At 72.7% G+C, this 23,074-nt stretch carries 21 protein-coding genes and 1 tRNA gene; 13 read left to right on the top strand and 9 right to left on the bottom strand.

What is annotated here, in order from left to right; translation table 11 throughout:
• Positions 1–39: 39 nt before the first annotated feature.
• Together N0B34_RS11465 and N0B34_RS11460 are read left to right on the top strand one after the other, a co-directional pair.
• Positions 40–963, top strand: coding sequence for a pseudouridine synthase (locus N0B34_RS11465; RefSeq protein WP_263731520.1), 924 nt, complete (start codon positions 40–42; stop codon positions 961–963).
• 127 nt (positions 964–1,090) lie between these two features.
• Positions 1,091–2,611, top strand: a complete 1,521-nt coding sequence (locus tag N0B34_RS11460) for a methyl-accepting chemotaxis protein (RefSeq protein ID WP_263731519.1) — start codon at positions 1,091–1,093, stop codon at positions 2,609–2,611.
• Positions 2,612–2,668: 57 nt separating this feature from the next.
• On the opposite strand, the gene N0B34_RS11455 is transcribed toward N0B34_RS11460, so the two are convergent.
• Both N0B34_RS11455 and N0B34_RS11450 read right to left on the bottom strand, forming a co-directional pair.
• Entirely contained in the window at positions 2,669–3,277 is a 609-nt protein-coding gene (locus tag N0B34_RS11455; protein WP_263731518.1) for a sugar O-acetyltransferase, read from the bottom strand.
• Between the two features lie 41 nt (positions 3,278–3,318).
• Positions 3,319–4,275: a DMT family transporter gene (locus N0B34_RS11450; RefSeq protein WP_263731517.1), complete on the bottom strand. Its 957-nt coding sequence runs from the start codon at positions 4,273–4,275 to the stop codon at positions 3,319–3,321.
• Positions 4,276–4,339: 64 nt separating this feature from the next.
• Here N0B34_RS11450 and N0B34_RS11445 point away from each other — a divergent pair, with 64 nt between their 5' ends.
• The 6 genes from N0B34_RS11445 to N0B34_RS11420 all read left to right on the top strand — a co-directional run bounded on the left by N0B34_RS11445 (position 4,340) and on the right by N0B34_RS11420 (position 11,406).
• Entirely contained in the window at positions 4,340–5,299 is a 960-nt protein-coding gene (locus N0B34_RS11445) for a LysR family transcriptional regulator (protein ID WP_263731516.1), read from the top strand.
• A 200-nt stretch (positions 5,300–5,499) separates the two neighbouring features.
• On the top strand, positions 5,500–6,786 hold the full coding sequence (locus N0B34_RS11440; protein ID WP_263731515.1) for an extracellular solute-binding protein: 1,287 nt from the start codon (positions 5,500–5,502) through the stop codon (positions 6,784–6,786).
• Between the two features lie 92 nt (positions 6,787–6,878).
• A complete protein-coding gene (locus N0B34_RS11435) occupies positions 6,879–7,757 on the top strand; it encodes a carbohydrate ABC transporter permease (protein WP_263731514.1) in 879 nt (292 codons plus the stop codon).
• Positions 7,744–8,619, top strand: coding sequence for a carbohydrate ABC transporter permease (locus tag N0B34_RS11430; RefSeq protein WP_263731513.1), 876 nt, complete (start codon positions 7,744–7,746; stop codon positions 8,617–8,619). The genes N0B34_RS11435 and N0B34_RS11430 overlap by 14 nt, the downstream gene beginning before the upstream one ends.
• 25 nt (positions 8,620–8,644) lie before the next feature.
• The gene (locus N0B34_RS11425) at positions 8,645–10,195 is read left to right on the top strand and encodes a glycoside hydrolase family 5 protein (protein WP_263731512.1); all 1,551 of its coding nucleotides are present in this window, start codon (positions 8,645–8,647) and stop codon (positions 10,193–10,195) included.
• Positions 10,192–11,406: an ROK family transcriptional regulator gene (locus tag N0B34_RS11420; protein WP_263731511.1), complete on the top strand. Its 1,215-nt coding sequence runs from the start codon at positions 10,192–10,194 to the stop codon at positions 11,404–11,406. The genes N0B34_RS11425 and N0B34_RS11420 overlap by 4 nt, the downstream gene beginning before the upstream one ends.
• 64 nt (positions 11,407–11,470) lie before the next feature.
• Here N0B34_RS11420 and N0B34_RS11415 read toward each other — a convergent pair whose 3' ends face one another.
• Entirely contained in the window at positions 11,471–12,472 is a 1,002-nt protein-coding gene (locus N0B34_RS11415) for an adenosine deaminase (RefSeq protein WP_263731510.1), read from the bottom strand.
• Between the two features lie 122 nt (positions 12,473–12,594).
• Here N0B34_RS11415 and N0B34_RS11410 point away from each other — a divergent pair, with 122 nt between their 5' ends.
• Complete coding sequence (locus N0B34_RS11410) at positions 12,595–13,308, top strand: RDD family protein (RefSeq protein WP_263731509.1); 714 nt, start codon at positions 12,595–12,597, stop codon at positions 13,306–13,308.
• A 111-nt stretch (positions 13,309–13,419) separates the two neighbouring features.
• Positions 13,420–13,495, top strand: a tRNA-Lys gene (locus tag N0B34_RS11405).
• Between the two features lie 18 nt (positions 13,496–13,513).
• Here N0B34_RS11405 and gtfA read toward each other — a convergent pair.
• The 5 genes from gtfA to N0B34_RS11380 are packed head-to-tail and all read right to left on the bottom strand — an operon-like array spanning position 13,514 to position 19,192.
• Positions 13,514–15,001, bottom strand: a complete 1,488-nt coding sequence (gene gtfA / locus N0B34_RS11400) for a sucrose phosphorylase (RefSeq protein WP_263731508.1) — start codon at positions 14,999–15,001, stop codon at positions 13,514–13,516.
• Between the two features lie 43 nt (positions 15,002–15,044).
• Entirely contained in the window at positions 15,045–16,073 is a 1,029-nt protein-coding gene (locus N0B34_RS11395; protein WP_263731507.1) for an alpha/beta hydrolase, read from the bottom strand.
• A complete protein-coding gene (locus N0B34_RS11390; RefSeq protein ID WP_263731506.1) occupies positions 16,070–16,894 on the bottom strand; it encodes a carbohydrate ABC transporter permease in 825 nt (274 codons plus the stop codon). The genes N0B34_RS11395 and N0B34_RS11390 overlap by 4 nt, the downstream gene beginning before the upstream one ends.
• A complete protein-coding gene (locus tag N0B34_RS11385) occupies positions 16,891–17,856 on the bottom strand; it encodes a carbohydrate ABC transporter permease (RefSeq protein WP_263731504.1) in 966 nt (321 codons plus the stop codon). Before N0B34_RS11385 ends, N0B34_RS11390 begins: the two co-directional genes overlap by 4 nt.
• 10 nt (positions 17,857–17,866) lie before the next feature.
• On the bottom strand, positions 17,867–19,192 hold the full coding sequence (locus tag N0B34_RS11380) for an ABC transporter substrate-binding protein (RefSeq protein WP_263731503.1): 1,326 nt from the start codon (positions 19,190–19,192) through the stop codon (positions 17,867–17,869).
• 297 nt (positions 19,193–19,489) lie between these two features.
• On the opposite strand from N0B34_RS11380, the gene N0B34_RS11375 reads away from it, so the two are divergent.
• Positions 19,490–20,551 carry a LacI family DNA-binding transcriptional regulator gene (locus tag N0B34_RS11375; protein ID WP_263731502.1) on the top strand — a complete coding sequence of 354 codons (1,062 nt, stop codon included), beginning with the start codon at positions 19,490–19,492 and terminating at the stop codon, positions 20,549–20,551.
• Between the two features lie 69 nt (positions 20,552–20,620).
• On the opposite strand, the gene N0B34_RS11370 is transcribed toward N0B34_RS11375, so the two are convergent.
• Positions 20,621–21,160 (bottom strand): TetR/AcrR family transcriptional regulator, encoded by a 540-nt coding sequence (locus N0B34_RS11370; RefSeq protein ID WP_263731501.1) that lies wholly within the window; start codon positions 21,158–21,160, stop codon positions 20,621–20,623.
• 99 nt (positions 21,161–21,259) lie between these two features.
• Here N0B34_RS11370 and N0B34_RS11365 point away from each other — a divergent pair, with 99 nt between their 5' ends.
• Positions 21,260–22,189, top strand: coding sequence for an SDR family NAD(P)-dependent oxidoreductase (locus N0B34_RS11365; protein WP_263731500.1), 930 nt, complete (start codon positions 21,260–21,262; stop codon positions 22,187–22,189).
• Between the two features lie 101 nt (positions 22,190–22,290).
• On the top strand, positions 22,291–23,016 hold the full coding sequence (locus tag N0B34_RS11360) for a DUF4190 domain-containing protein (RefSeq protein WP_263731499.1): 726 nt from the start codon (positions 22,291–22,293) through the stop codon (positions 23,014–23,016).
• Positions 23,017–23,074: the final 58 nt, after the last annotated feature.

The raw sequence follows: 23,074 nt of genomic DNA, 5'->3' as shown, positions 1-23,074 counted from the left end.
CCCGGCGGCGCGACCGTCCCCGGCTCCTACCATCGGCGGGTGCCGCCCCCTTCGCCCCTGCCGCCCCGCCACGGGCTGGCCGCGGCCTGGCTGCGCACCGCGGACCGCGTCCCCGCCAGCCGGCAGCCGTGGGCGACCATGGGCGACTGGCTGCACGACAAGCTCCCAGAGCACGTCGACGTCGGCCGGATGCTCGCGTCGGGTCGGTTCGTGGACCAGACGGGCCGCCCGGTGCGCGACGAGGACCCGTACACGCCGCACACCTTCGTCTGGTTCCACCGCGACCTGCGGGACGAGCCGGAGGTGCCCGGCACCGTCCACGTGGTGCACCGCGACGAGCGGCTGGTCGTCATCGACAAGCCCCCGTTCCTGTCGTCGATCCCGCGCGGCCGGCACGTGACGCAGAGCGTCGTCGTGCGCCTGCGCGCCGAGCTGGGCCTGCCGGAGCTGTCCCCCGTGCACCGCCTCGACCGCGTGACGTCGGGCCTGCTGATGCTCGCCACCGAACGTCGCTGGCGAGCGCCCTACCAGGGCGTCTTCGAGCACCGCGGCATGCACAAGACGTACTGGGCGCTCGCCCCGCTGAACCCGGGGCTGCAGCTCCCCACGGTGGTGCGCAACCACATCCGCAAGGAGCGCGGCCAGTGGCGTGCCGAGGTGGTGCCGGACGCACCGGTGAACGCCGAGACGCTCGTCGAGCTCGAGCGACGCGTCGGCGAGCACGGCGTGTACCGCCTGACCCCGCGCACCGGGCGCACCCACCAGCTGCGCCTGCACCTGGCCGGCCTCGGCATCCCGATCGTCGACGACCCGCTCTACCCGCGGGTGCGCGCGGTGGCCGTGGACGACTTCAGCCGGCCGCTGCAGCTGCTCGCCGGCGAGCTGGCGTTCATCGACCCGGTCGACGGGCACGACCGTCGGTTCACCAGCGTGCGGCGGCTGCCGCTGGTCGCGGGCGACTGACCGGCCGGCGGCCTGGCCTTCTCAGCATCCGTCACGGATCGCCGATGGTGCGGACAGGTGCACCCTGCACCCCCTCCAGAAAGGCGCGAAAGTGTCCGGGTTCCGTTGTCGACTCGTCACGTGCTCCGTGCTCCTGCTGCTCCTGCTGGTCGGCGTCGCGGTGATCGGCACGGTCGGGGTGCACTCGGTGGCCACCGCCACGTCAGGTGCGTCCGCAGCCGCCGAGCAGGCCACCCGGAACCTCACCCTGGGGGTCGTCGTCGCGGGCGTGGTCGTCGCCGTCGGAGCCTGGTGGCTGGTCCGCCTGGTGACCACGGGCGTGCGGGAGCTGCACGAGCTGCTCGAGGCCGGCGCCGGCGGCGACCTGACGAAGCGTGGCCGCGACACGCGCCGCGACGAGTTCGGTGCGCTGGTGGGCCGCTACGGCGTCATGGCGGACTCGTTGTCGACCACCGTCGGGACCGTCGCGGTGGGCTCGAGCGGGCTGGCGGCCGGCGCGGAGGAGCTGACCGTCGCGGCAGCGGAGATCCACTCGAGCGCGACGGAGACCGCCGAGCGTTCCGAGGTGCTGGCCGCGGCGGCCGAGCAGGTCTCGAGCAACGTGCGGACCGTGGCGGCGGCCACCGAGGAGATGAGCGCGTCCATCCGGGAGATCGCGCAGAGCACGAGCACCGCGGTCGGCATCGCGGCCGGCGCGGTCAGCACCGCCCGCACCGCGAACTCGACGGTCGCGCGGCTCGGCTCGTCGTCCACGGAGATCGGCAACGTGGTGAAGCTGATCACCTCGATCGCCGAGCAGACGAACCTCCTGGCGCTCAACGCGACCATCGAGGCCGCTCGTGCCGGGGAGGCGGGCAAGGGCTTCGCCGTGGTCGCGGGCGAGGTGAAAGACCTCGCGCGGGAGACGGCCCAGGCGACGGAGGACATCGGACGGCGCATCGAGGCCATCCAGGCGGACTCGCAGGCCGCCGCCGACGCGATCGCCGAGGTCACCGGGGTGATCGAGCGGATCAACGAGACGCAGCAGACCATCGCCACGGCGGTCGAGGAGCAGACGGCGACCACCAACGAGATCAGCCGCAACATCTCCGAGGCCGCGCAGGGTGCGGACGGCATCGCGGAGAGCATCAGCGCCGTGGCGAAGGCCGCGGCGGCCGCCCGCGAAGGGGTCGGGCAGACGCTCGCACTGAGCGACGACCTCAGCAGGACGTCGATGGACCTGGTCCGGACCGCCGCACGCTTCACGGTGTCGGCCGAGGCCGGAGCGGCAACGGCGTCGGTCCGTGGCCAGATCACCAAGGCGATCGGCGCCCACGGCGACTGGAAGCGTCGGCTCGCGTCGGCCGTCGCCCGGCGTTCCCACAGCGAGGACGTCGCGACGGTGGGCAGGTCCGACGCCTGCGCGTTCGGCCGCTGGCTGCGCGACCTGCAGCCGGGGGCGGCCGACGAGCACGCCCACCGAGAGGCCGGTTCGCTGCACGCTCAGTTCCACCGCGAGGCCGCCCGCGTCCTCACGCTGATCTCCAGCGGGGACGTCGCGGCCGCGGCTACCGCGATCGAGCCCGGCGGCTCCTTCGCCGAGGCGTCACGCCGGCTGACCAAGGTCATGCTCGACTGGCGGCACAGCCAACCCGCCACGGCGGCCTGACCCCGGGCCCGACGTCAGGGGACTCCGTCCATCCCGGTGCGGTGGGCGCCGGACCGGTCAGCCGACGGCGTCCGTCAGCAGCGAGCGGACCACGCGTGCCGGGTTGCCGGCGACGACGACGTCCGGCGGCACGTCCTTGGTCACCACGGACCCCGCGCCGACGACGGATCGCGCCCCGATGGTCACCCCCGGGCACACCACCACGCTGCCGCCCAGCCACACGCCGTCCTCGATGGTGATCGGCGAGACCCGCTCCCAACCCTGCGGCCGCAGCTCGGGGTCCAGCACGTGGGTGGGCGTGTACAGGCGCACGCTCGGGCCGATCAGCACGTCGGCGCCGATGCGGATCTCCCCGCCGCCGAGCGTCAGGAAGTCGGCGTTGACGAAGGTCCGGTCGCCGAGGTGCAGGCGGTGGCCGTAGTCGAGGTAGAACGGCGGGCGGAAGTCGACCCCGTCGCCGACGGTGCCGAGCAGCTCGCGGAACATCGCGGCGGCCGCCTCACGGTCCTCGTCGTACAGCGCCGTGATGCGGCGGCACGCACGCTGCGTGGCGGTGGTCAGGTCGCCGAGCTCGGGACCGAAGCGGTAGCGGTACCAGTCGCCGGCCACCATCTTCTCGTACTCGGTGCGACCGTCCGCGAGAGCGGCCGCGAGATCGAGCTCCACCACATTCCCCTTCGTCGACGAGGCCCCAGTCTCCCAGCCGGTCAGCGCCCCGCCTCTGGGACCGTCCGCGGCTCCAGGGCCGCGAGGTGGAGCGACTCGTCGTCACCCGTGACACCGCGGCCACGCCGCTTCCCCGCCGCCGTCGGCGCGCCGCGTCTCACGAGCAGGACCCCCGCGATCACGACCAGGCCTCCGAGCAGCTCGAACAGACGCGGCCGCTCCCCGAGCCAGACGAACGCGATCAGCACGGTCACCGGCGGGACCAGGTAGAGCAGGGACGTCGAGCTGGCGACCGGCAGCCGGGCGACGGCGTAGCCCCACAGCGCGAAGCCGACGGCCGAGGGCAGCAGGCCCAGGTAGAACGCCGCCACCCACGCTCCACCCGACGCCGCGGTGAGCTGGTGCCATCCCAGGGGGAGCAGCGGCAGGGTCATCACCGTCCCGGCGACCTGCCCGTAGGTCGCCACCTCGAGTCCCGACCTGGTGCGCAGCAGAGGTTTGGTCAGGGGGTGGTAGATGCCCTGCACGACGGCGGCGCCGACCACCACCCACAGCGCCGCGCTCACGGTCGCGCCGCTCCGGACTAGGCACACCAGCGCCACCCCGGCGATCGCGACGGCGCTGCCGGCCAGCTGCATGGCGGTGAGCCGCTCGCCGAGCGTCAGCGTCGCGGTGCCGACGCTCACCAGGGGTGCGGCCGCGACGATGATGCTCGCGGCACCCGCAGGCACGTGCAGCTCGCCCCAGTTCAGCAGCAGCTGGTACGCGGTCATCCCGGCGAAGGCCGCCGCGAGCACCAGCGGCACCTGCCCGCGCTCCGGCAGCCGCACGTGCGCGAACGGCGCCACCAGCAGCAGTGCGATCGCCGCGGTGGCCAGCCGGACCAGCGACAGCCCCACCACTCCGAGGGCCGGAGCTGCCACCCGGATGGCCGGGAAGGCGCTCGCCCACAGCAGCACGACGACCAGACCCGCGACCCACGCTCGTCCCGTTCTCACCGCCCCACGGTCGCCTGCAGCAACCATTTCCGTCTATTGACGATTCTTGCGGACTCGACTAAGGATGGCTGACGTGTTGGACGTCCGCCGGCTCCAGATGCTCGCCGCCCTGCGCCGCCTCGGCACGATCGCCGCGGTGGCCGCCGAGATGCACCTGACGCCACCCGCCGTGTCGATGCAGCTGGCGGCGCTCGAGCGGGAGGTGGGCCTGCCGCTCACCGAGCGGCAGGGACGTCGCGTGGTGCTGACGCCGGCGGGTCAGGTGCTGGCGCAGCACGGCCGCGACATCGTCGACCTGGTCAGCGTCGCCGAGCTGGAGGTGGAGGGCCTGCGCCACGGCGCGTCGGGCACCTACCGCCTCGCCGCGTTCCCGACCGCCGCCCGCTCCTACGTCACCGACACCTGGCGAGAGCTGCAGGCCGACCGCACGACGGGGCTGGAGCTGCGGCTGACCGAGCTCGAGCCGGACGACGCCGCCGCCGCGCTGGCGGTGGGCGAGGTCGAGGTGGCGGTGACGCACGCCTACTCGAACGTGCCACCGGTCGACCGGCCGTCGCTCACCGCCCGGCCGCTGACCACGGAGGACGTCCTGCTCGCCGTCCCGGCGTCCTGGGAGGTCGCGCGGGCCTCGGGCGGCCGCGCGGACCTCGCGGACCAGGCCGGCGCACCGTGGGTGGTGCCGCACGCCGACCTGGCGTGTGCGCGCATGGTGCGGCATGCCTGCGCCGCGGCCGGCTTCCGCCCGACGGTGGTGGCCGAGGCGACGGACTTCACCGTGCAGCTGGCTCTGGTGGCCGCGGGCGTCGCGGTCGCCCTCGTCCCCCGCCTGGCGGCGAGCCATGTCCCGGACGGCGTGCGGCTCCTGGACCTCCGGGCGCCGGTCACCCGGCACCACTTCGCGCTGGTCCGCCGCTCGTCGCGCAACGACGCGGGCATCCGTCGCATCGTCGACGCCCTGGTCGGCAACGCCTCGCGCACCGTTGCGGCGATCACCCCGGACGACGCCGGGGCCGTCCTCAGATAGTGCAGATCTGGGGCTTGCGCCGGCTATCTCTACGGCTTAGCCTAAGTCGTGTAATAAGCCTCTCGGCGACGGTGACGACGCCGCGACGCCCGCCCGACACAGCAGTCGGCGCGGCGACGCGCGACGCGGCCCGCGTCGGGCTGCTGACCGGTCCCACCCCACCCTCGGCGTGCGCTGCACCCACTGAAAGGGATCCTTCGATGGCGAACTCCTCCGTCCGGCGCGCACTGGTGCCCGCCGGGCTCGCTGCGGTACTGGCCCTCGCGGCCTGCTCGTCCGGCGGCGCGACGTCGCCGCGGGCCACCTCCGGCGGCACCGGCTCCTCCTCCGCCGCGCCGACCGGCCCGCTGACCGTGTGGGTGATGGGCGACGCGACCACCAAGTTCGACACCCTGGTCGCGCCGTTCACGCAGTCCACCGGGATCAAGGTCAAGACGGTCGCGATCCCGTGGGACAGCGTCGACCAGAAGATGACGACGGCGGTCGCCTCCGGTGACGGTCCGGACGTGGTGCAGGTCGGCCTGTCCAAGCTGCGCACCTACGCCGACACCGGCGCGCTGCTGACCCTCGACGACGCGACGCTGACCGGCCACGCGAACCTGGCGAGCTCGAACTTCCTCGACGGGGTGGCCGGCAAGGCGACCGCCGTGGGCGGCAAGGTCGTCAGCGTCCCGTGGATCGCCGACACCCGGGTGCTGTTCTACCGGTCGGACATCCTGTCCGCGGCGGGCATCAGCACGCCGCCGGCGACGTGGGACGAGCTGCGTGCCGACGCGAAGAAGCTGGCCGCCCGCGGTGCCGGCAAGTACGGCTACTACATCCCCCAGTGGGACAGCCCGCTGCCGGTGGAGATGACCTGGGACTTCGGCGGCGACATCATCGGCGCCGACGGCAAGGTCAACTTCGACACCCCGGAGTTCCGCAAGGCGGTCGACCTGTACACCGGCCTGTACGCCGACAAGAGCGTGCCGACCGCGGGCGACTTCGACCAGACGCAGGGCTTCGTCTCAGGTGCCGCGCCGATGCTCGTCTCCGGCCCGTACCTCGCCGCCGCGATCAAGGACGCCGCACCGGACCTGGCCGGCAAGTGGTCCGTCGCGCAGCTGCCGAAGGGCACCACCAACACGTCCCTGCTCGCGGGTTCCAACATGGCCGTCTGGGCCAAGACCGCCCACAAGGACGCCGCACTGGCGCTGCTGGACTACCTGTCCACCCCGGCCACCCAGGTGAAGTGGTTCCAGCTGAACGGCGACCTGCCGACCGCCAAGGCGGCGCTGGCCGACAACGCCCTCACCTCCGACCCGCTCGTGTCGGTCTACGCCGCGCAGCTGGCCAACGCCAAGATCGTGCCGCTGGTCCCCAACTGGGACGGCGCCACGGGCAAGGCGCTCCTCGACGCCCTCAACTCGATCGCCCTCAAGGGCACCGACAAGGAGACCGCGCTCACGGCTCTGTTCGCGGCCACCAAGGGTCAGTCGATCGGCTGAGGACGCCGCGGTGGCCCGGTGGTGGGCGCCTCCTCCACCACCGGGCCGCCGTCCGTCCCCCGACCGACGCACCACCGAAGGGAAGTGACCCCGTGCGACCCCGTGCGACGCCCTACGTCCTGGTCGGCCCGGCGACCCTGCTGCTGCTGGCGTTCGGCGTGCTGCCGATCCTGGTGGCGGGCGCCGTCAGCCTCACCGACCTGGACGCCTCCGGTCTCGGTGACGTGTCCCGGGTGCGCGGCGTCGGCCTGGCGAACTACGCGGAGCTGTTCGGCGACGCGGCGTTCTGGCAGGCGATGCGCAACACGGCGTTCTACGTGGTGGTCGGCGTGCCGTCGGTCGTCGTGATCTCGCTGGTGATCGCCCTGCTGCTGAACCGGTCGCAGAGCCGGTTCTTCCGGTTCCTGCGGTCCCTGTACTTCATGCCCGCGATCACCGGCATCGTCGCGATCGCGCTGGTGTGGGGGTACCTCTACAACACCCAGTTCGGCCTGGTGAACTACCTGCTGTCGCTCGTCGGCCTCGGCCCCGTGCCGTGGCTGTCCAGCCCGGGGCTGGTCAAGGTGTCGGTCGCGCTGGTCGCGATCTGGCGGGGCACCGGGCTGAACACCGTGATCTTCCTGGCGGCACTGCAGGGGGTGCCCAAGGAGTACCTCGAGGCGGCCGCCCTCGACGGCGCGTCACGGCTGCGCACCACCTGGTCGGTGGTGCTGCCGCTGCTGCGGTTCGCCATCCTCTTCGTCACCGTCACCACGGTGATCGCGTGGCTGCAGTTCTTCGACGAGGCGTTCGTGCTGACCAAGGGCGGTCCGCTGGGCGCGTCGACGTCGATCTCCCTGTTCCTGTTCCAGCAGGGCTTCGCCGGGGCGCGGTTCGGCTACGCCAGCGCCGGCTCGGTGGTCCTCTTCGTCGTCATCGCCGTGATCACGGTGCTGCAGCTGCGCGGGAGGAGGAGCGATGTCGAGTACTGACACCCTGGCCCGGCCGGTGGTCGCCCCGACTGCGACTGCGAGCCGGCCGAGGCGGCGGCGGCACCCGTGGCTGACGGGCCTGGTCCTCTCCGTCGGCGCCCTGGCCACCGCGTTCCCGTTCGCCTGGATGATCGTCTCGGCCGTCAAGCCGCGCCGGGAGTCGATGGCGTACCCGCCGCACCTGCTCCCGCAGCAGCTGACGCTGCAGTACTTCACGCAGCTGGTGCGCCAGCTCGACTTCGGCCGTTACCTCGTGAACACGCTGGCCGTGGTGCTGATCAGCATGGTCGGCCTGCTGCTGATGGCGATGGCCGGGTACGGCTTCGCCAAGTTCACGTTCCGCGGCAAGGAGCCGATCTTCTTCCTGGTCCTGACCACGATGATGATCCCGGTCCAGGTGACGATGATCCCCACCTACCTGATCCTCAACGGGCTGGGCCTGACCAACACCCTGGTCGGCATCGCGCTGCCGACGCTGGTCAGCGCGTTCGGGGTGTTCCTGTTCCGGCAGTTCATGACGACCATCCCGACGGAGGTCATCGAGGCGGCCCGGATCGACGGCGCCGGCGAGGGGCGGATCTTCGCCCGCATCGTGCTGCCGATGTCCCGCCCGATCCTGGCCGTGCAGGTGGTGCTGACCTTCATCACCGGCTGGAACAGCTTCCTGTGGCCGCTGGTGATCGCCTCCGACCAGAACCTCTACACGCTGTCCGTCGGCATCGCGCTGCTGAACCAGCAGGTGGCCACCAACCCGTCGCTGCAGATGGCCGCCGCGTCGCTGATGGTGGTGCCGGTGCTCGTCGTGTTCGTCGTCTTCCAGCGCCACATCGTCCAGGGCTTCGCCCTGTCGGGCCTCAAATGAGCCGCACCAGAGCAGGAGCGCACGCGTGAGCACCATCGCAGCAGGGGGCGTCTCGACGACGACGGGGTTCGTCCACGTCGAGGACGGGCAGATCGTCGACGGCGCCGGGCGGCCGCTGCTGCTGCGCGGCGTGGCGCTGGGCGGCTGGCTGCTGCCCGAGGGGTACATGTGGCGGCTCGGCGACGGGGCGCAGTCCCCGCGGGAGATCGAGGCGCTGGTGGAGCGGCTCGTCGGGCGTGGCCCGGCCGACGAGTTCTGGCGGTCCTACCGGGACGCCTTCGTCACCGAGGCCGACATCGCGCGGATCGCCGCGAGCGGGCTGAACCACGTGCGGGTGCCGATCAACTCCCGCGTGGTGCAGGACGAGTCCGGCGGGCCGCTCGAGGAGGGGTACGCGCTGCTGGACCGGGTGATCGGCTGGTGCCGCACGCACGGCCTGCGGGTGCTGCTCGACCTGCACGGCGCCCCCGGCGGGCAGACGGGCACCAACATCGACGACTCCCCCCGTGGTCTGCCGGAGCTGTTCCTCGAGCCGCGCTACCGCGAGCTGACGCTGCGGCTGTGGCACGACCTGGCCTCGCGGTACGCCGACGAGCCGACGGTGCTGGGCTACGACCTGCTGAACGAGCCGCTGCCCAACGAGTGGCAGCACCGGCTGGCGGACCAGCTGGTGGCGCTGTACCGGGACCTGACGGCGACCGTGCGCGAGGTGGACCAGGTGCACCTGATCCAGTACGAGGGCACCCACTGGGCCACCAACTTCACCGCGTTCACGCAGCGCTGGGACGACAACGCGGTGCTGCACTTCCACAAGTACTGGTCGGCGCCCGACGTCGCCAGCATCGAGCCGTACCTGCGGGTGCGTGACCGGCTGGGTCTGCCGCTGTACATGGGCGAGGGGGGCGAGAACCACCTCGACTGGCTGTACACCGCGTTCCGCCTGTACGAGACGTTCGGCATCGGCTGGAACCTCTGGACGTGGAAGAAGCTGGACACCGCGACCTCCCCGGTCAGCGTGCGTCCCCCCGCGGGCTGGGACCGGTTCGTCGCGAGCGCGCAGGGGCCGGCGCAGCTGACGGCCACCGAGGCCGGCGGGGTGCTCGACGAGCTGGTGCGCAACGTGCGCTTCGAGGCGGCGGACTGGCAGCCGGACGTGCTGGCGGCCGTCACCGGCGAGCGGCCCACGGTGATGCCCGCGTGGGGGTACGGGTTCCGGGGCGCGGGCGCGTCGTACTCCGTCGCTCGACCGAGCCGGTTCGACGTCGCGCGCGCGGACGATGCCTCAGCGCTCACCTGGACCGGCACCGGGCCGCTGCCGGAGAACCCGTTCACGCACGACCTGGACCCCGCGGTGCGCCCCGACCGCGACCTGGGCGTACGGCTCGCGGCCGGCGACTGGCTCGAGTTCGAGCTGACCGGGCCCGCCGCCGGCACGTCGTACCGGCCCGTGCTGCTCGACGGCGGCGACGTGACCCTGGAGCCCGCACCGCGAGGGCTGCGCGCGATCGCCCGCACCGACGCGACCCTGCTGCGTATCGTCCGCACGGACGACCACACCGACGACGAGGCCCGATGACCACCGACCTGACGGGACGGCCGCGGAACGGTGGCGACCAGGCCACCGTCACCACGCTGCGCCTGCGCAACCGCTCCGCCGTGCTGCAGCACGTGATCCTGAACCGCCGCACCACCCGCGCCGACATCGCCCGCGACTGCGGCCTGTCCCCCGCGAGCGCCGCCAACCTGGTGTCCGACCTGGTCGCCGAGGGTCTGGTGCACGAGACCGGCACGGTCGCCTCTGGCGGCGGCCGCCCGATCGCGCTGATCGAGCCGCGCCCCGACGGCGCGTACAGCATCGGCGCGGACATCGGCGAGCGCGGGGTGGCCGTCGAGCTGTTCGACCTGACGATGACCCCCGTCGACCAGGAGTTCCGCGGCGGCCACGCCGAGGAGGACCCGGTGGCGATCGGCCGGGACCTGCGCGAGGCGGTGGCGGCGCTGCAGCAGCGGCACGCCGAGGAGTGGCCGCGGGTGCTCGGCGTCGGGCTGGCGATGCCGGGCATCGTGGAGACGGACGACGGCGTGCAGACGCTCTACGCCCAGAGCCTGGGCTGGCCGCCCGTGGTGATCGACGAGCTGCTGCCGCTGGACGTGCCCGTGTTCGCCGACAACGGCGGCAAGACGCAGGCCAAGGCCGAGCAGTGGTTCGGTGCCGCCCGCGGCATCGACCACGCCGTGGTGGCGCTGCTGGGCCGCGGCGTCGGCGTCGGGCTGATCCAGGAGGGGCGGCTGCAGGCGGGGTCGCACTCCAGCGCCGGCGAGTGGGGCCACACCAAGGTGCAGCGGGGTGGCCGGCTGTGCCGGTGCGGCGGTCGTGGCTGCATCGAGGCGTACGTCGGCGCGCAGGCGATGCTCGATGCCTGGGCGCAGGCCGGCGGCGCTTTCGAGGGCACCGGCTGGCGTGCCGTCGGGCAGCTGCTGGACGCATCGGCCGCCGGTGACACGGCCGCAGTGGCGGTGGTGGACGACGCGATCGAGGCGCTCGCCTACGGCCTGGCCAACCTGGTCAACCTGACCAACCCCGCGCGGATCGTGGTGGGCGGCTGGGTGGGCATCCGGCTCATGGACGCGATGGCCGCCCGCATCGAGACGGCCGTCCGGGCCAGCTCGCTCGAGCGTCCGGGCTCGCAGTTCGAGCTGCTGCCGTCGACGTTCGGCGGCGACACGGTGGCGGTGGGTGCGGCGATCCTGCCGCTCGAGGAGCTGATCCGCGAACCGCGCCGGTAGCCCACCGCCGTCCCCGCCCGGCCGGCTCGTCGGGCGCGGCCGTGCAGCCGGTCAGGCAGCCGGGTCAGCGGGCCGCCAGCCACCCGTCGATCTCGTCGTCCAACGCCCGCTTGCGCTCCGGCGGCAGGAAGCTGGCCTGCACGGCGTTACGCGCCAGCCCGGCCAGGTCGTCGTCGGTCAGCCCCAGCTGCGTCGCGACCGCCGCGTAGTTGTCCTCGGCGTACCCGCCGAAGTACGCCGGGTCGTCGGAGCTGATCGTCGCCACCACGCCCGCGGCCATCAGGCGCGGGAGCGGGTGCGCGGCCAGCTCCGGGACGGCGTGCAGGCGGACGTTCGACAGCGGGCACACGGTCAGGGGCACCCGCTCGGCGGCCAGACGGCGCAGCAGGTCGGCGTCCTCGACGGACCGGATGCCGTGATCGACGCGCTCGACGCCCAGCAGGTCCAGCGCCTCCCGCACGTACTCCGGTCCGCCCTCCTCCCCGGCGTGCGCGACGCGGTGCAGGCCGAGCTCGCGCGCACGGTCGAAGACGGGGGCGAACCGCGACGGCGGGTTGCCCACCTCCGCCGAGTCCAGGCCGATCCCGATGATCGGCGCCCCCAGGGCGACCAGCTGCTCGAGCACGTCGAGAGCCTCCTCGACGCTCCGGTCGCGCAGGAAGCAGGCGATCAGGGCGCTCGTCGTCCCCGTCTCGACCGCCCCCGCCCGGCAGCCCTCCACGAGTCCGTCGACCACGTCGCTCAGCGCAACGCCACGGCTGACGTGCGCTTGCGGGTCGAAGAAGATCTCCGCGTGCCGCACCCCACCGGCCGCCGCGCGCCGCAGGTAGGCGCGGGCGAGCTCGGCGAAGTCGTCGGGCGTGCGCAGCACCACCAGGTTCGCGTAGTACAGGTCGAGAAAGTCCTGCAGGTCCTCGAACCGGTAGCGGGAGCGCAGTGCGGCCAGCGAGCCGAACGGCAGGTCGATGCCGTGCCGGGCGGCCAGATCGGCGATCAGCTCCGGCTCGAGCGTGCCCTCGATGTGCAGGTGCAGCTCCACCTTGGGCAGCGCCGCGATGCGGTCCATGCGTCCTCCTGTCCGTGGCGGTGGGTCAGAGGCTGCCACGCGCGCACGCGCCTCGGCGTGACCGGCGTCTCCCGCTGCCATACTCGCGGCGAGCACCGGCCCGACGCCCGCAGGGAGCGCCCATGACCTCGCAGGACGACTGGACGTCGGCCCGTCCCGGCGACCCCGACCCCTTCGCGCCTCCGCAGGCTGGTTCCCAGGGCGGCGGGCAGGCCGGGCCGCCGCCCTACCCGCCTGCCCAGCCCTATCCGCCTGCGCAGCCCTACCCGGCCGCGCCGCCCTATCCGTCGGCGCCGGTCTACGGCACTCCGTACGGCTACCCGCCGGCGACCTACCCGTTCGTGCCGCTACCCCCGCTGGCCACGTGGCCCTACCGCGTCGCGGCCTTCCTCGTGGACCAGGCGGTCCCGGGCCTGCTCAGCCTGGTCGGGCTCGCCATCTGGTTGCCGGGATACATCGCGTTCGTCCGGACGATGGCCGCCTCCGCCGAGCAGGGCAGGGCGACGATGCAGGCGGTGCCGATCTTCGGGACGGCCTACCTCGTGATGACGTTGCTCAGCCTCGCGGGCCTGGCGTTCTCCATCTGGAACCGCGCCTTCCGGCAGGGCCGCACCGGGCAGTCGCTGGGCAAGCAGCTGGTCGGTCTGCGCCTGCTCAACGAGCAGACGATGGCGCCGATGGGCGCCGGCATGGCGTTCGTCCGGGACCTGGCGCACTACGTCGACGGGGCCGCGATGTACGTCGGCTACCTCTGGCCGCTGTGGGACCCGAAGCGGCAGACGTTCGCCGACAAGATGTGCCGCACCGTCGTGGTGATGGAGGGCCGGCGCGGCTGACCGTCCACACCGCGCTGCGTCGACCGAAGCGGTCACCGGGCCGCGGATAGGCTCGGACCGCGTCATCGCAGCCGCGGGCGTCCGACCCGCGGGACTGCAGACGACGTACCCGGGCCTCTAGCTCAATTGGCAGAGCAGCGGACTTTTAATCCGCGGGTTGTGGGTTCGATCCCCACGGGGCCCACCAGACCAACGGATTGACCCGCTACACGGACCGCTCGGCGAGCAGCACCTGCGTGCCGCGCTCGTCGGACGCGCTCAGCGTGAAGGACGCGTCCCGCACGTCGAACGACAGCGCCACCCGGTCGGCCCCGCGCTGCCACGTCATCTCGGCGGCCGTCCCGTCCAGCGTCCACGCGAAGTCCCCGCCGAACGCCGGATGCCTGTTCCGCAGCCGCAGCACGGCCAGCTGCGCCTGCACCACCGGCCTGGCGAGCTCCCGCTCCACCTCGTCGGCCGTGTAGTGGTGCCGGTTCACGTCGCGCCCCACACCGGTGCGTCGCAGCAGGTCCAGGTCGTTGGAGCCGGCCAGCAGCCCGACGTAGTACACCTGCGGGATGCCGGGCAGCAGCACCTGCATCAGGCGGGCCAGCAGGTACCGGCGGTCGTCGGCCGCGAGCGCGTCATAGAACGTGCAGTTGACCTGGTAGAGGTCGAGGTTCGACGCGGCCGCGCCGGTCGCCTGGCGGCTGCCGCCTCGGCTGTTCGCGTGGATGGCGTCGACCAGGGCGCTGATCTGGTCGGGCTCCATGAGGCCGGGAACACCCGGCACCAGGTCGCTCGCGCCGACGTCGACCACGCCGATGCCGTCGTGCGTGTCCAGCACGGTGACGCAGTTGGCCGGCCGCACCGCCAGCCACCGGTCCAGCGGTCCCAGGTCGGCCGCCGTCAGGGCGTGCAGCACCAACGGCGGCAGCGCGAAGTCGTAGACCAGGTCCACCTGCCGGGCGATCTCCAGCTGCTGGCGGTAGTGGCCGTGGACCTCGACCAGCACCTGGGCGCCGTGCTCGTGGGCGTAGGCGGTGATGCGGTCGGTCAGCGCGTGCGCGGACGGCGTCATGAAGCAGTCGGTGCCCGGCTCCTTGCCGGTGTACCCGACGGCGTCGAGCCGCAGCATCCGCACGCCGGCGCCGGTCAGGGCGTCGATCACGGACGTGAGGTACTCCCAGGCGAGCGGGTCACGCACGTCCAGGTCCACCTGCTCGGCCGTGAACGTGGTCCACACCAGGCGACGGCGGCCGCCGAGCGTCATCGGCGTGAACGGCAGCCCGGGACGCGGCCGGTAGATGCCGGCGAGCTCCTCCTCGGTGACGCCGTCGGGGTACACGGAGGACAGGGTGAGGAACATGCCGGCCCACGGTGACCGGTCGCCCCGGGTCACCACGTCGAGGAACTGGGCCGACTGCGCGGACATGTGGTTGACGATCACGTCGGCCATCACCGTGTGCGTGGCGCTGATCGCCCGCACGTCGTCCCAGCCGCCCAGGCGGGGGTCGACGGCGGTGTGGTCGCGCGGGTCGAAGCCCGCGTCGGCACCGTCGAACGGCGTGTAGAAGGGCAGCACGTGCACGCCGTCGAACGCACCGGCCAGCGGGCCGGTCAGCAGCGCGTCGAGCGCGCGCAGGTCGCCCCCGAGCCGGTCGGCGTACGTGATCAGCTGCGGTCCGGTGGCGGACGGCTGGGTGGTGGTCATCTGCGATCCTTCGTCGCTGCGACACCCTGGGCGACCAGGGCGGTCATGGGGTCTGCTCGTCGTCCAGCGTGCTCGCTGCGGCGCGCGCGAGCACCCCGTCGCGGGCCCTGCGCGCCAGCGTGCGGGTCAGCCAGCTCACGCGCGCCGCGCGCGCGGCACGGGACAGGTCCGCCTCCGGCACCAGGAAGTCGAAGCCGTGGCAGCCGCCCGGCCACACGTGCAGCTCGGCGTCGCCGCCCGCCGCCCACAGCCGGGCGGCGTAGGCGACGATCTCGTCCCGGAACGTCTCGGCCGAGGCGACCTCGAGGTACGTCGGCGGCAGCCCGCCGAGGTCCTCCGCACGCGCCGACGCGGCATAGGCCGGCACGTCCGGACCGCCGACGAGGTCCCCCAGGTAGGCCCCCCAGCCGGTGGCGTTCGCCTCCCGGTCCCAAGCGCCGACCCCGGCCATCTGGTGGCCCGACGCGCTCTCGTTGCGGTCGTCGAGCATCGGGTACACCAGCAGCTGCCCCGCCAGGCGCGGACCGCTGCGGTCGCGGGCCGCCAGCGCGGTGGCCGCAGCCAGCCCCGCCCCCGCGCTGACGCCGGAGACCACCACCAGCCCGGGGTCGAGGCCCAGCTCCGCCGCGTGGTCCACCAGCCACACGAGGCCCGCGTAGCTGTCGTCGAGCGCCGCCGGGTAGCGCCACTCGGGCGCGAGCCGGTACTCCACGGCAGCGACCGCCGCGCCGAGCTGCGCCGCGACACCCACCAGCCAGGGCAGCTCCTCGTGCGCCGCCCCGGTCACCATGCCACCGCCGTGCAGGTGGTAGAGCACCGGCAGCGGGTGGTCCGCGACGACGGGCCGCACCAGGGTCAGCGTCACGTCCGGAGCCGTCCCGGTGCCGGGCACCCGGTGCGACGTCATGCGGTACGTGCCGCCACGGGTGATCGCCGCGACGTCGGGGGCAGCCACCCGACGGCGCAGCGCCGGGATGTCGGCCGCCGCGAGCGAGGTCACCACGTCACCGTCGGCGGCGAGTGCGGCGGCGATCTGCGGGTCGAACGGGGGTCGGGGCGTCGAGGCGCTCATCCCTTCAGCGAGCCCTGCAGCAGCGCGGACACGAAGCGCCGCTGGAACACCAGGAAGATCACCAACGTCGGGGTCAGGATCAGCAGCGATCCCGCGCACAGCAGCGGGATGTCGGTGCCCCACTGACCCTGGAACGCACCCAGCGCACCGGCCATGGTGCGCTGCAGCGGGTCGGACACCAGCACCACGGCGAGCAGGAACTGGTTCCAGCTCCACAGGAACAGCAGGATCGCCAACGACGACAGCGCGGGCATCGACAGCGGCACGTGGATCCGCCAGAACAGCTGCCACAGGTTGGCGCCGTCGATGCGGGCGGCCTCCGAGATGTCGTCCGGCATGGTGATGAAGTGCGCGCGCATCCAGAACACCGCGAACGGCATGTAGAGGCCGATCAGCGGCAGGATGATCGCCCACCTGGTGTTCAGCAGGCCCAGGTCACGCATCTGGTAGTAGAGCGGGATGATGATGCCCTCGAAGGGCAGCGTCAGCCCCAGCAGGAACCCGATGAACAGCGCCCGGCCGCCGGGCGGCCTCAGGTGGCCCAGCGCGAACCCGGCCATCGTGGAGATCAGCAGGGAGACGGGCACGACGCCCACCTCGATCAGCACGCTGGACCAGAGCAGCCGGCCCATGTCGGCGGCCTTGAACGCCTCGACGAAGTTGGACCAGTGCGGGGTGGCGGGCCACGAGAGCCCGGCCGGGTACGTGCCCGACGGGTGCAGGGCGGTGACGAAGAGGCTGACGAACGGCAGCACCGTCACGGCCATGAGGATGACGAGCAGGACGCGGCCGAGCCACTGCTCGCGACGAGAGACGATCACGACTTGCCTTCCCGGCTGAGCGACTGCAGCGGCAGGACCACGGCGAGCACGAGGAGCATGAGCACCACGGCCAGCGCGGACGCGCTGCCGACCTGTCGCTGGAAGAACGCGAGGTAGTAGATCTCCAGGCCCGGCACGAGCGTCCGGTTGCCGGGTCCGCCCTGCGTGGCGATGTAGACGATGTCGAAGCTGGCGAGCGCCGCGATGATCGTCACGGTGAGGCAGACGACCACCTCCTGCCGAAGGCTCGGCAGCGTGATCGAGAAGAACTCGCGCACCGGACCGGCGCCGTCGACGCGGGCCGCCTCGTAGAGCGAGGGGTCGATCTTGGTCATGCCGGCGAGCAGCAGCAGCATGCACAGGCCGAACAGCACCCACGCGCCGATCACGCCGACCGCGGGCAGCGCCGTGCCGAAGTCGCCGAGCCACGGGCGCGCCAGCCGGCCGAGCCCGAGCAGCCGGAAGACCTGGTTCACCACGCCGTCCGTGGACAGCTGCCAGCTCCACATGATGCCGGCGGCCACCAGCGGGATGATCTGCGGCAGGAACAGCACGGTGCGGGCGACGACGGCCAGCCGGCTGGTGGCGAACCCGCGGATCGCGTTGGCGGTGAACAGGCCGAGCGCCACCGGGACGAAGCTGAAGAACAGGATCAGCGTGAACGCGTTGACGATCGAGCCGGACAGCTCGGGGTTGTGCAGGATCGCGACGTAGTTCGACAGTCCTGCCCAGGTCGACGGCGTGATCCCGTCCCACTTGTAGAACGAGTACTGCACCGTCATGACGATGGGCCGGATCACGAAGATCACGTAGGCGAGGACTGCCGGTGCCGTGAGCGCCAGGGCCAGCCCGCCGCGCCGCAGGCGCCGCGCGCGAAGTGCGCGACGCCTGCGGTCCGTCGTGAAGCGAGCTGCGGCCTCGTCCTCGCGGTGACGCCGGATGGTCGTCGACCGCTTCTGCATGGTGGTTCCCTCAGCTGCCGATCTGGGTCTTGTAGTCCGCCTGGACGGCCGTCAGCAGCCCCTTGGCGTCGATCTGGCCCGCCACCAGCTTCTGCAGGTTGGGCGTCCAGCTCTTGGCGTAGATCGCACCGGTCGCGTTGGCGATGAAGTCCATCGCACCGTTGTCCGCGCCGATCTGCGCGCCGGCGGCCAGCGTCTGGCCGGTGACGGTGTTCTTGTCGACGGCCGGCATGAAGGCGTCCGCCGGGCCCATCGGGTGCGAGCCGCCCACCTGGACGTCGATGGTCCGGGCCTGCTGGTTGGTCGCCACCCAGTTGAGGAAGAAGGCCGCGCAGTCGGCGTGCTTGGCCTTGGCGGAGATGCCGTAGGTCAGCGGGGCGGACATGGCCCCGAACTTGCCGCCGGCCTGGGCCGGGGGCATGAGGAAGAAGCCGACCTTGCCCGGCATCTTCTGGTCGAGGTTCCCGGACTCCCAGTCGCCGTCGAAGATGAACGCGCTCTTGCCGTCGATGAACCGGCTCATCATGGTCGCGTAGTCGATCGAGTTGACGTCGCTGGCGAAGTAGCCCGACGAGATCCACTGCTGCAGGTGCTGCGCGGCCTGGAGGTTGGTCGGCGTGTCGATCGTCGCGCCCGACTTCTGGTAGATCCACGCGTTGATCGCCGACGCGTCGCCGTAGGACGCCATCAGGCCCTGCAGCGGGAACGCGAGGCCGCCGGTGGCGCCGCCGTTGAACTGCACGATCGGCGTGATGCCGGCGTCCTTGGCCTTCTTCAGCGCGGCGTCCAGGTCGTCGAGCGTCTTGGGGGCCTCGGTCATCCCGAACTTCGCGGCGAGGTCCTTGTTGTAGAAGACGCCGGTCATCGAGAAGTTCAGGCCCATGGCGTAGAGCGGACCGTCACCGCGGCGGCCGTCGGCGTCCACCCGCATCTGCTCCAGCTGCGAGGCGGGCCACTTGTCCCAGCCGAACGCCTTGGCGTAGGGGTCGAGGTTCAGCAGCAGCCCGTCCTTCACCAGACCGGAGACCTGCGGGAGCCGCATGAGGTCCGGCGGGTCGTCGACGAGCACGCGCGGTGCGTTCTGGGTGATCACCGCGAACTGGTCCTCGCGGATCTTGAAGGTGACGTTCGGGTACTGCTTGGTGAACTCGTCGGTGAGGTTCTTCGGCAGCGGGAACCCGGTCTCGATGTAGGTGCTCAGCGTCACGGGCGAGGTGCCGCACGTGGGCGAGCCGCCGGCGAACGTCGCCGAACCGGTGGACGCAGCCGTGGAGGCGGTTGCCGTGCCCCCGGGGGCGCTGCACGCCGCCAGGGCGAGCGCGGTTCCCAAGATCACGCTGGTGGTGAGGGCCGTTCGTCGAGCTGATCCAGGTCGAGACACCGGTGTCTCCCTTCGTGGAGCGGGCCATGGTCGTCGGCCAGCACGGGCCCGACGGGTGCTAAATCGGCTTAGCCCGGCTAAGGTCCCGTATGGGCGCCGCCCTGTCAAGCGCCGCAGCCACCGCCGGCTCCGCGCCGTCGGTGCGCTCCCGGCTGCTCACGGGGCGCCCCCGTGGCGACCGTGCGGGCGGCGTCCGGGCGCCCTGCGGGCCCCACGGTGCCCACTACGATCCGCGTGAGCCGAGGAGCTGAGTTGGGCCGAAAGAGAGTGACCCTCGCGGACGTCGCGAGCGCAGCCGGGGTCTCCGGCACCACCGCCTCGCTGGTGCTCTCGGGCCGTGGGGACGAGCTGCGCATCTCCCCGACGGTGCAGCAACGGGTCCGTGAGGCGTCGGCCGCCCTCGGCTACCGGCCCAACATCGTCTCGATCGGCCTTCGCAACGGCTCGAGCCGCACGCTGGGGTTCGTCTCCGACACGGTCGCCACCTCCCAGCTCGCCGGGGACATGATCAAGGGCGCGCTGGAGACCGCACGGGCGCACGGCTTCATGCTGTTCATCGCCGAGACCGAGGGCGACCCGGAGCTGGAGCGCCGGCTGCTCGACGCGATGCTCGACCGGCAGGTCGACGGGATCGTTCTCGCCTCGATGTTCACCCGCACCCGACCCCTGCCCTCGGGGCTGGACCAGGTGCCGGCGATCCTGCTCAACGCCCTGCCCGAGCAGCGCACCAGCTCCATCCCGGCCGTCATCCCGGACGAACTGACGGCGGGACGCGCGGCGGCGCGGCTACTGCTCGACGCCGGTCACCGCTCGATCCACCTGGTCGGAGCGGGCCCCGGCGAGCACGACGTGCCACCCGGCACCGTGGCGGGCGTCGAACGTCTGGCCGGCATCCGGGAGACGCTGCACGCCGCGGGCCTCGAGCTGGCCAGCGGTCACCTGGTGTCCGAGTGGGAGCCCCGCGTCGGCTGGGAGGCGACGCACCGGCTGCTCGAGGAGTGGGGTCCCGGGCAGGCGATCATCACCCTGAACGACCGCCTGGCCTTCGGTGCCTACCAGGCGATCCAGGAGGCGGGTCTGACCGTCCCCGGCGACGTCTCGGTGGTCTCCTTCGACGACGCACCCCTCGCCCAGTGGCTGCGCCCGGGCCTGACGACGTTCGCCATCCCGCACCACGACCTGGGACGACGGGCCGTCGAGCTGCTCGTCGAGCAGATCGGCGCGGACGGTACGACCACCGACACGTCCACCGAACCGGTGCACCGCGTGAGCATGCCGCTGCGCGAGCGCGGATCGGTCGCGCGGCGCAGCTGACCGCAGCCGATGCGGCAGCGACCGGGCCGCTCCGGGACGGCCGGCGGGAGAGGCCGCAGTGGGGATCGGCTACGCGGGCCGCACGCCGGAGACGAGCACGTCGAGCAGCAGCTCGCGGTCGGCGGGCGACCCGAGCCGGACGGCCGCCTCGATGCCGCACACCAGGTTCTGCAGGTGCCCGACGGTCAGCTCCGGCCTGACGGCGCCGGTGGCACGGGCGCGGTCGAACACAGCGCCGAAGGAGTCGAGGATCTCCCGCTTCACCGCCGTGACCTCGGGGTCCTCGTCGGCAGGCGAGACGAGGACCGTCTTGAGGCCGCCGTCCTCCAGCTGCAGGGTCAGCGCCCACCCGAGGAACGCCGCGAGCGCCTCCCCCGCGTCCGGGATGCCGGCGGCCCGGCGGGCGAGGTCGCGCAGCCGCAGCAGCGTCTGCTCCGACAGCGCCTCCTGAAGCGCGTGCACGGTCGGGAAGTGTCGGTAGACGGTGCCGACCCCGACGCCCGCCTCGTGGGCGACCTCGTTGAGCCGGAGGGACGAGCCGTCGAGACCCCGGGCGGCGCCGAGGATCTTCTCCCGGTTGCGCTCCGCATCGGATCTCCGGCCGGCCACCGCACCAGCCTAGGCCAAACCGGATCGTTCATCCACTTACCGTGCTACCGTGATTCGGATAGTTCATCCGAATACCGCCATCCGCCCGGAGGAACACCCATGACCTGGGACCCCGCCCACCTGCCCGACCAGACGGGACGCACCCTCGCGGTCACCGGCGCGACCGCCGGCATCGGCTACTTCGCCGCCGAGCAGCTCGCCGCCGCGGGAGCGCACGTGGTGCTCGTGTCACGGTCGGCCACCAAGCTGGACCGCGCCCGCACCACGCTGCTGCAGCACGTGCCCTCCGCGACCGTGAGCACCACGGTCGTCGACCTCGCCTCGCTCGCGTCGGTGCGCGAGGCGGCCGACGAGCTGTCCCGGCTCCCCCGGCTCGACGGGATCTTCCTCAACGGCGGCGTCATGAGCCCCCGCCGGGGCGAGCTGACGGCCGACGGCCTGCCGGTGGCCATCGGTACGCACGTGGTGGCCAACGTCGCCCTGGTGGCGGGCGTCCTGGACCGGCTGGCCTCCACCGCCACCGAGCACGGGTCCACCGGCCGGATCGTGCACGCCTCGACCGGGTTCGTCCGCAGGTTCGCCCTGGCGCCGGACGACGCCCTGGCCACCCCTCGCCTGCTGATCGCGGCCTACGTCAAGGCCAAGACGTTCACCGAGATCTTCGCCTTCGAGCTGGACCGCCGGCTCCGGGCCGCCGACGTCCCCGTCGCCTCGGTCGTCAGCCGCCCCGGGGTGGGGGTGGACGCCAACACGCCGCAGCGGGCCGGTGTCCGCGACGCGACGACGCCCTACCGGCGCAACCCGTACACGCCGTGGGCCCAGGGCAAGGACTCGGCGGCCTGGTCGGCCGTGCGGGCGCTGACCGACCCGGACGCCACCGGCGGGCAGTACTACGCACCGACCGGCGCGCTGCGCGGGCTCCCGGTGCGCGTCGAGCCGCTCGCCCGCACCGCAACACCGGATGCCGCGACGGCGCGCCGCGTCTGGGACCAGCTCCAGCAGCTCGCCGGCGTGCACCTGCCGGTGTAGACGCGGCGACACCCGGCTCGCCGCACCGGACATTTCCGCTCAAGGTGACCCGCGTGCGCGCCGATGACAGTCCCCGACTGCATCATCACGAAGGGGGCACCGTGTCGAGCAACGATTCCTACCCACCGTCGGGCCAGGCGGGACCGGACGGCGAGGCGGTGGGCCTGACGTCGTGGCAGCCGGCACCGTCGGACCCGTACGCCTCCCCTGCCCCCGCGCCGCAGTGGGCCGCGCCGGCGCAGCCGTGGTCGGCCGCGGCACCGGTTCCGGCCCCTGCCCCGCCCACGCCGGACCACCAGGTGCCGAACCCGTACGGCACACCGAGCTACGGAACGCCGACCTACGGCACCGCGACCTACGGCAGCCCGACGTTCGGTGCCGCCACCGGTGCACCTGCCTACGGAACGCCCACCGGTGCACCTGCCTACGGCTCGCCGACCGGCGCCCCGGCTTACGGCTCGCCGACTGGTGCCCCGTCGTACGGCACCCCGTCGTACGGGGCCCCCGGCTACCCCGCAGGCCCCGTCTACCCGGCACCGCCGATCGGCGCCCCGAGGTACGCCCCGACCCCGGTCGTGGAACCGAAGAACGGCATGGCGGTGGCGTCCTTCGTCGTGTCCCTGGTGATGCTGGCCGCCGGCCTCTTCACGGGGTTCTACATCGGGTCGTTCGTCGTCGTCTGGCTGGGCGTCGCCGGCCTGCGCAAGGCGAACGCCCTGGACGCCGCCGGGTACGGCCCCCGTGGCCGCGTCCTCGCGTGGATCGGCATCGCGATCGGCGTGGTGAACCTGGTCATCGTGTGGGGGCTGCGCTTCGGGGCCTTCTGACCGGCACGCCGGGCGGCCGGCGGCATCCCCGGCTTACCGTGAGAGCTCCTGCCCGGAC

The organism is Cellulomonas sp. SG140 (assembly GCF_025770785.1).
Lineage (GTDB): Bacteria > Actinomycetota > Actinomycetes > Actinomycetales > Cellulomonadaceae > Cellulomonas.
Note: the sequence above shows the minus strand (reverse complement) of the source record. Positions and strands in the feature narration are given on the sequence as shown.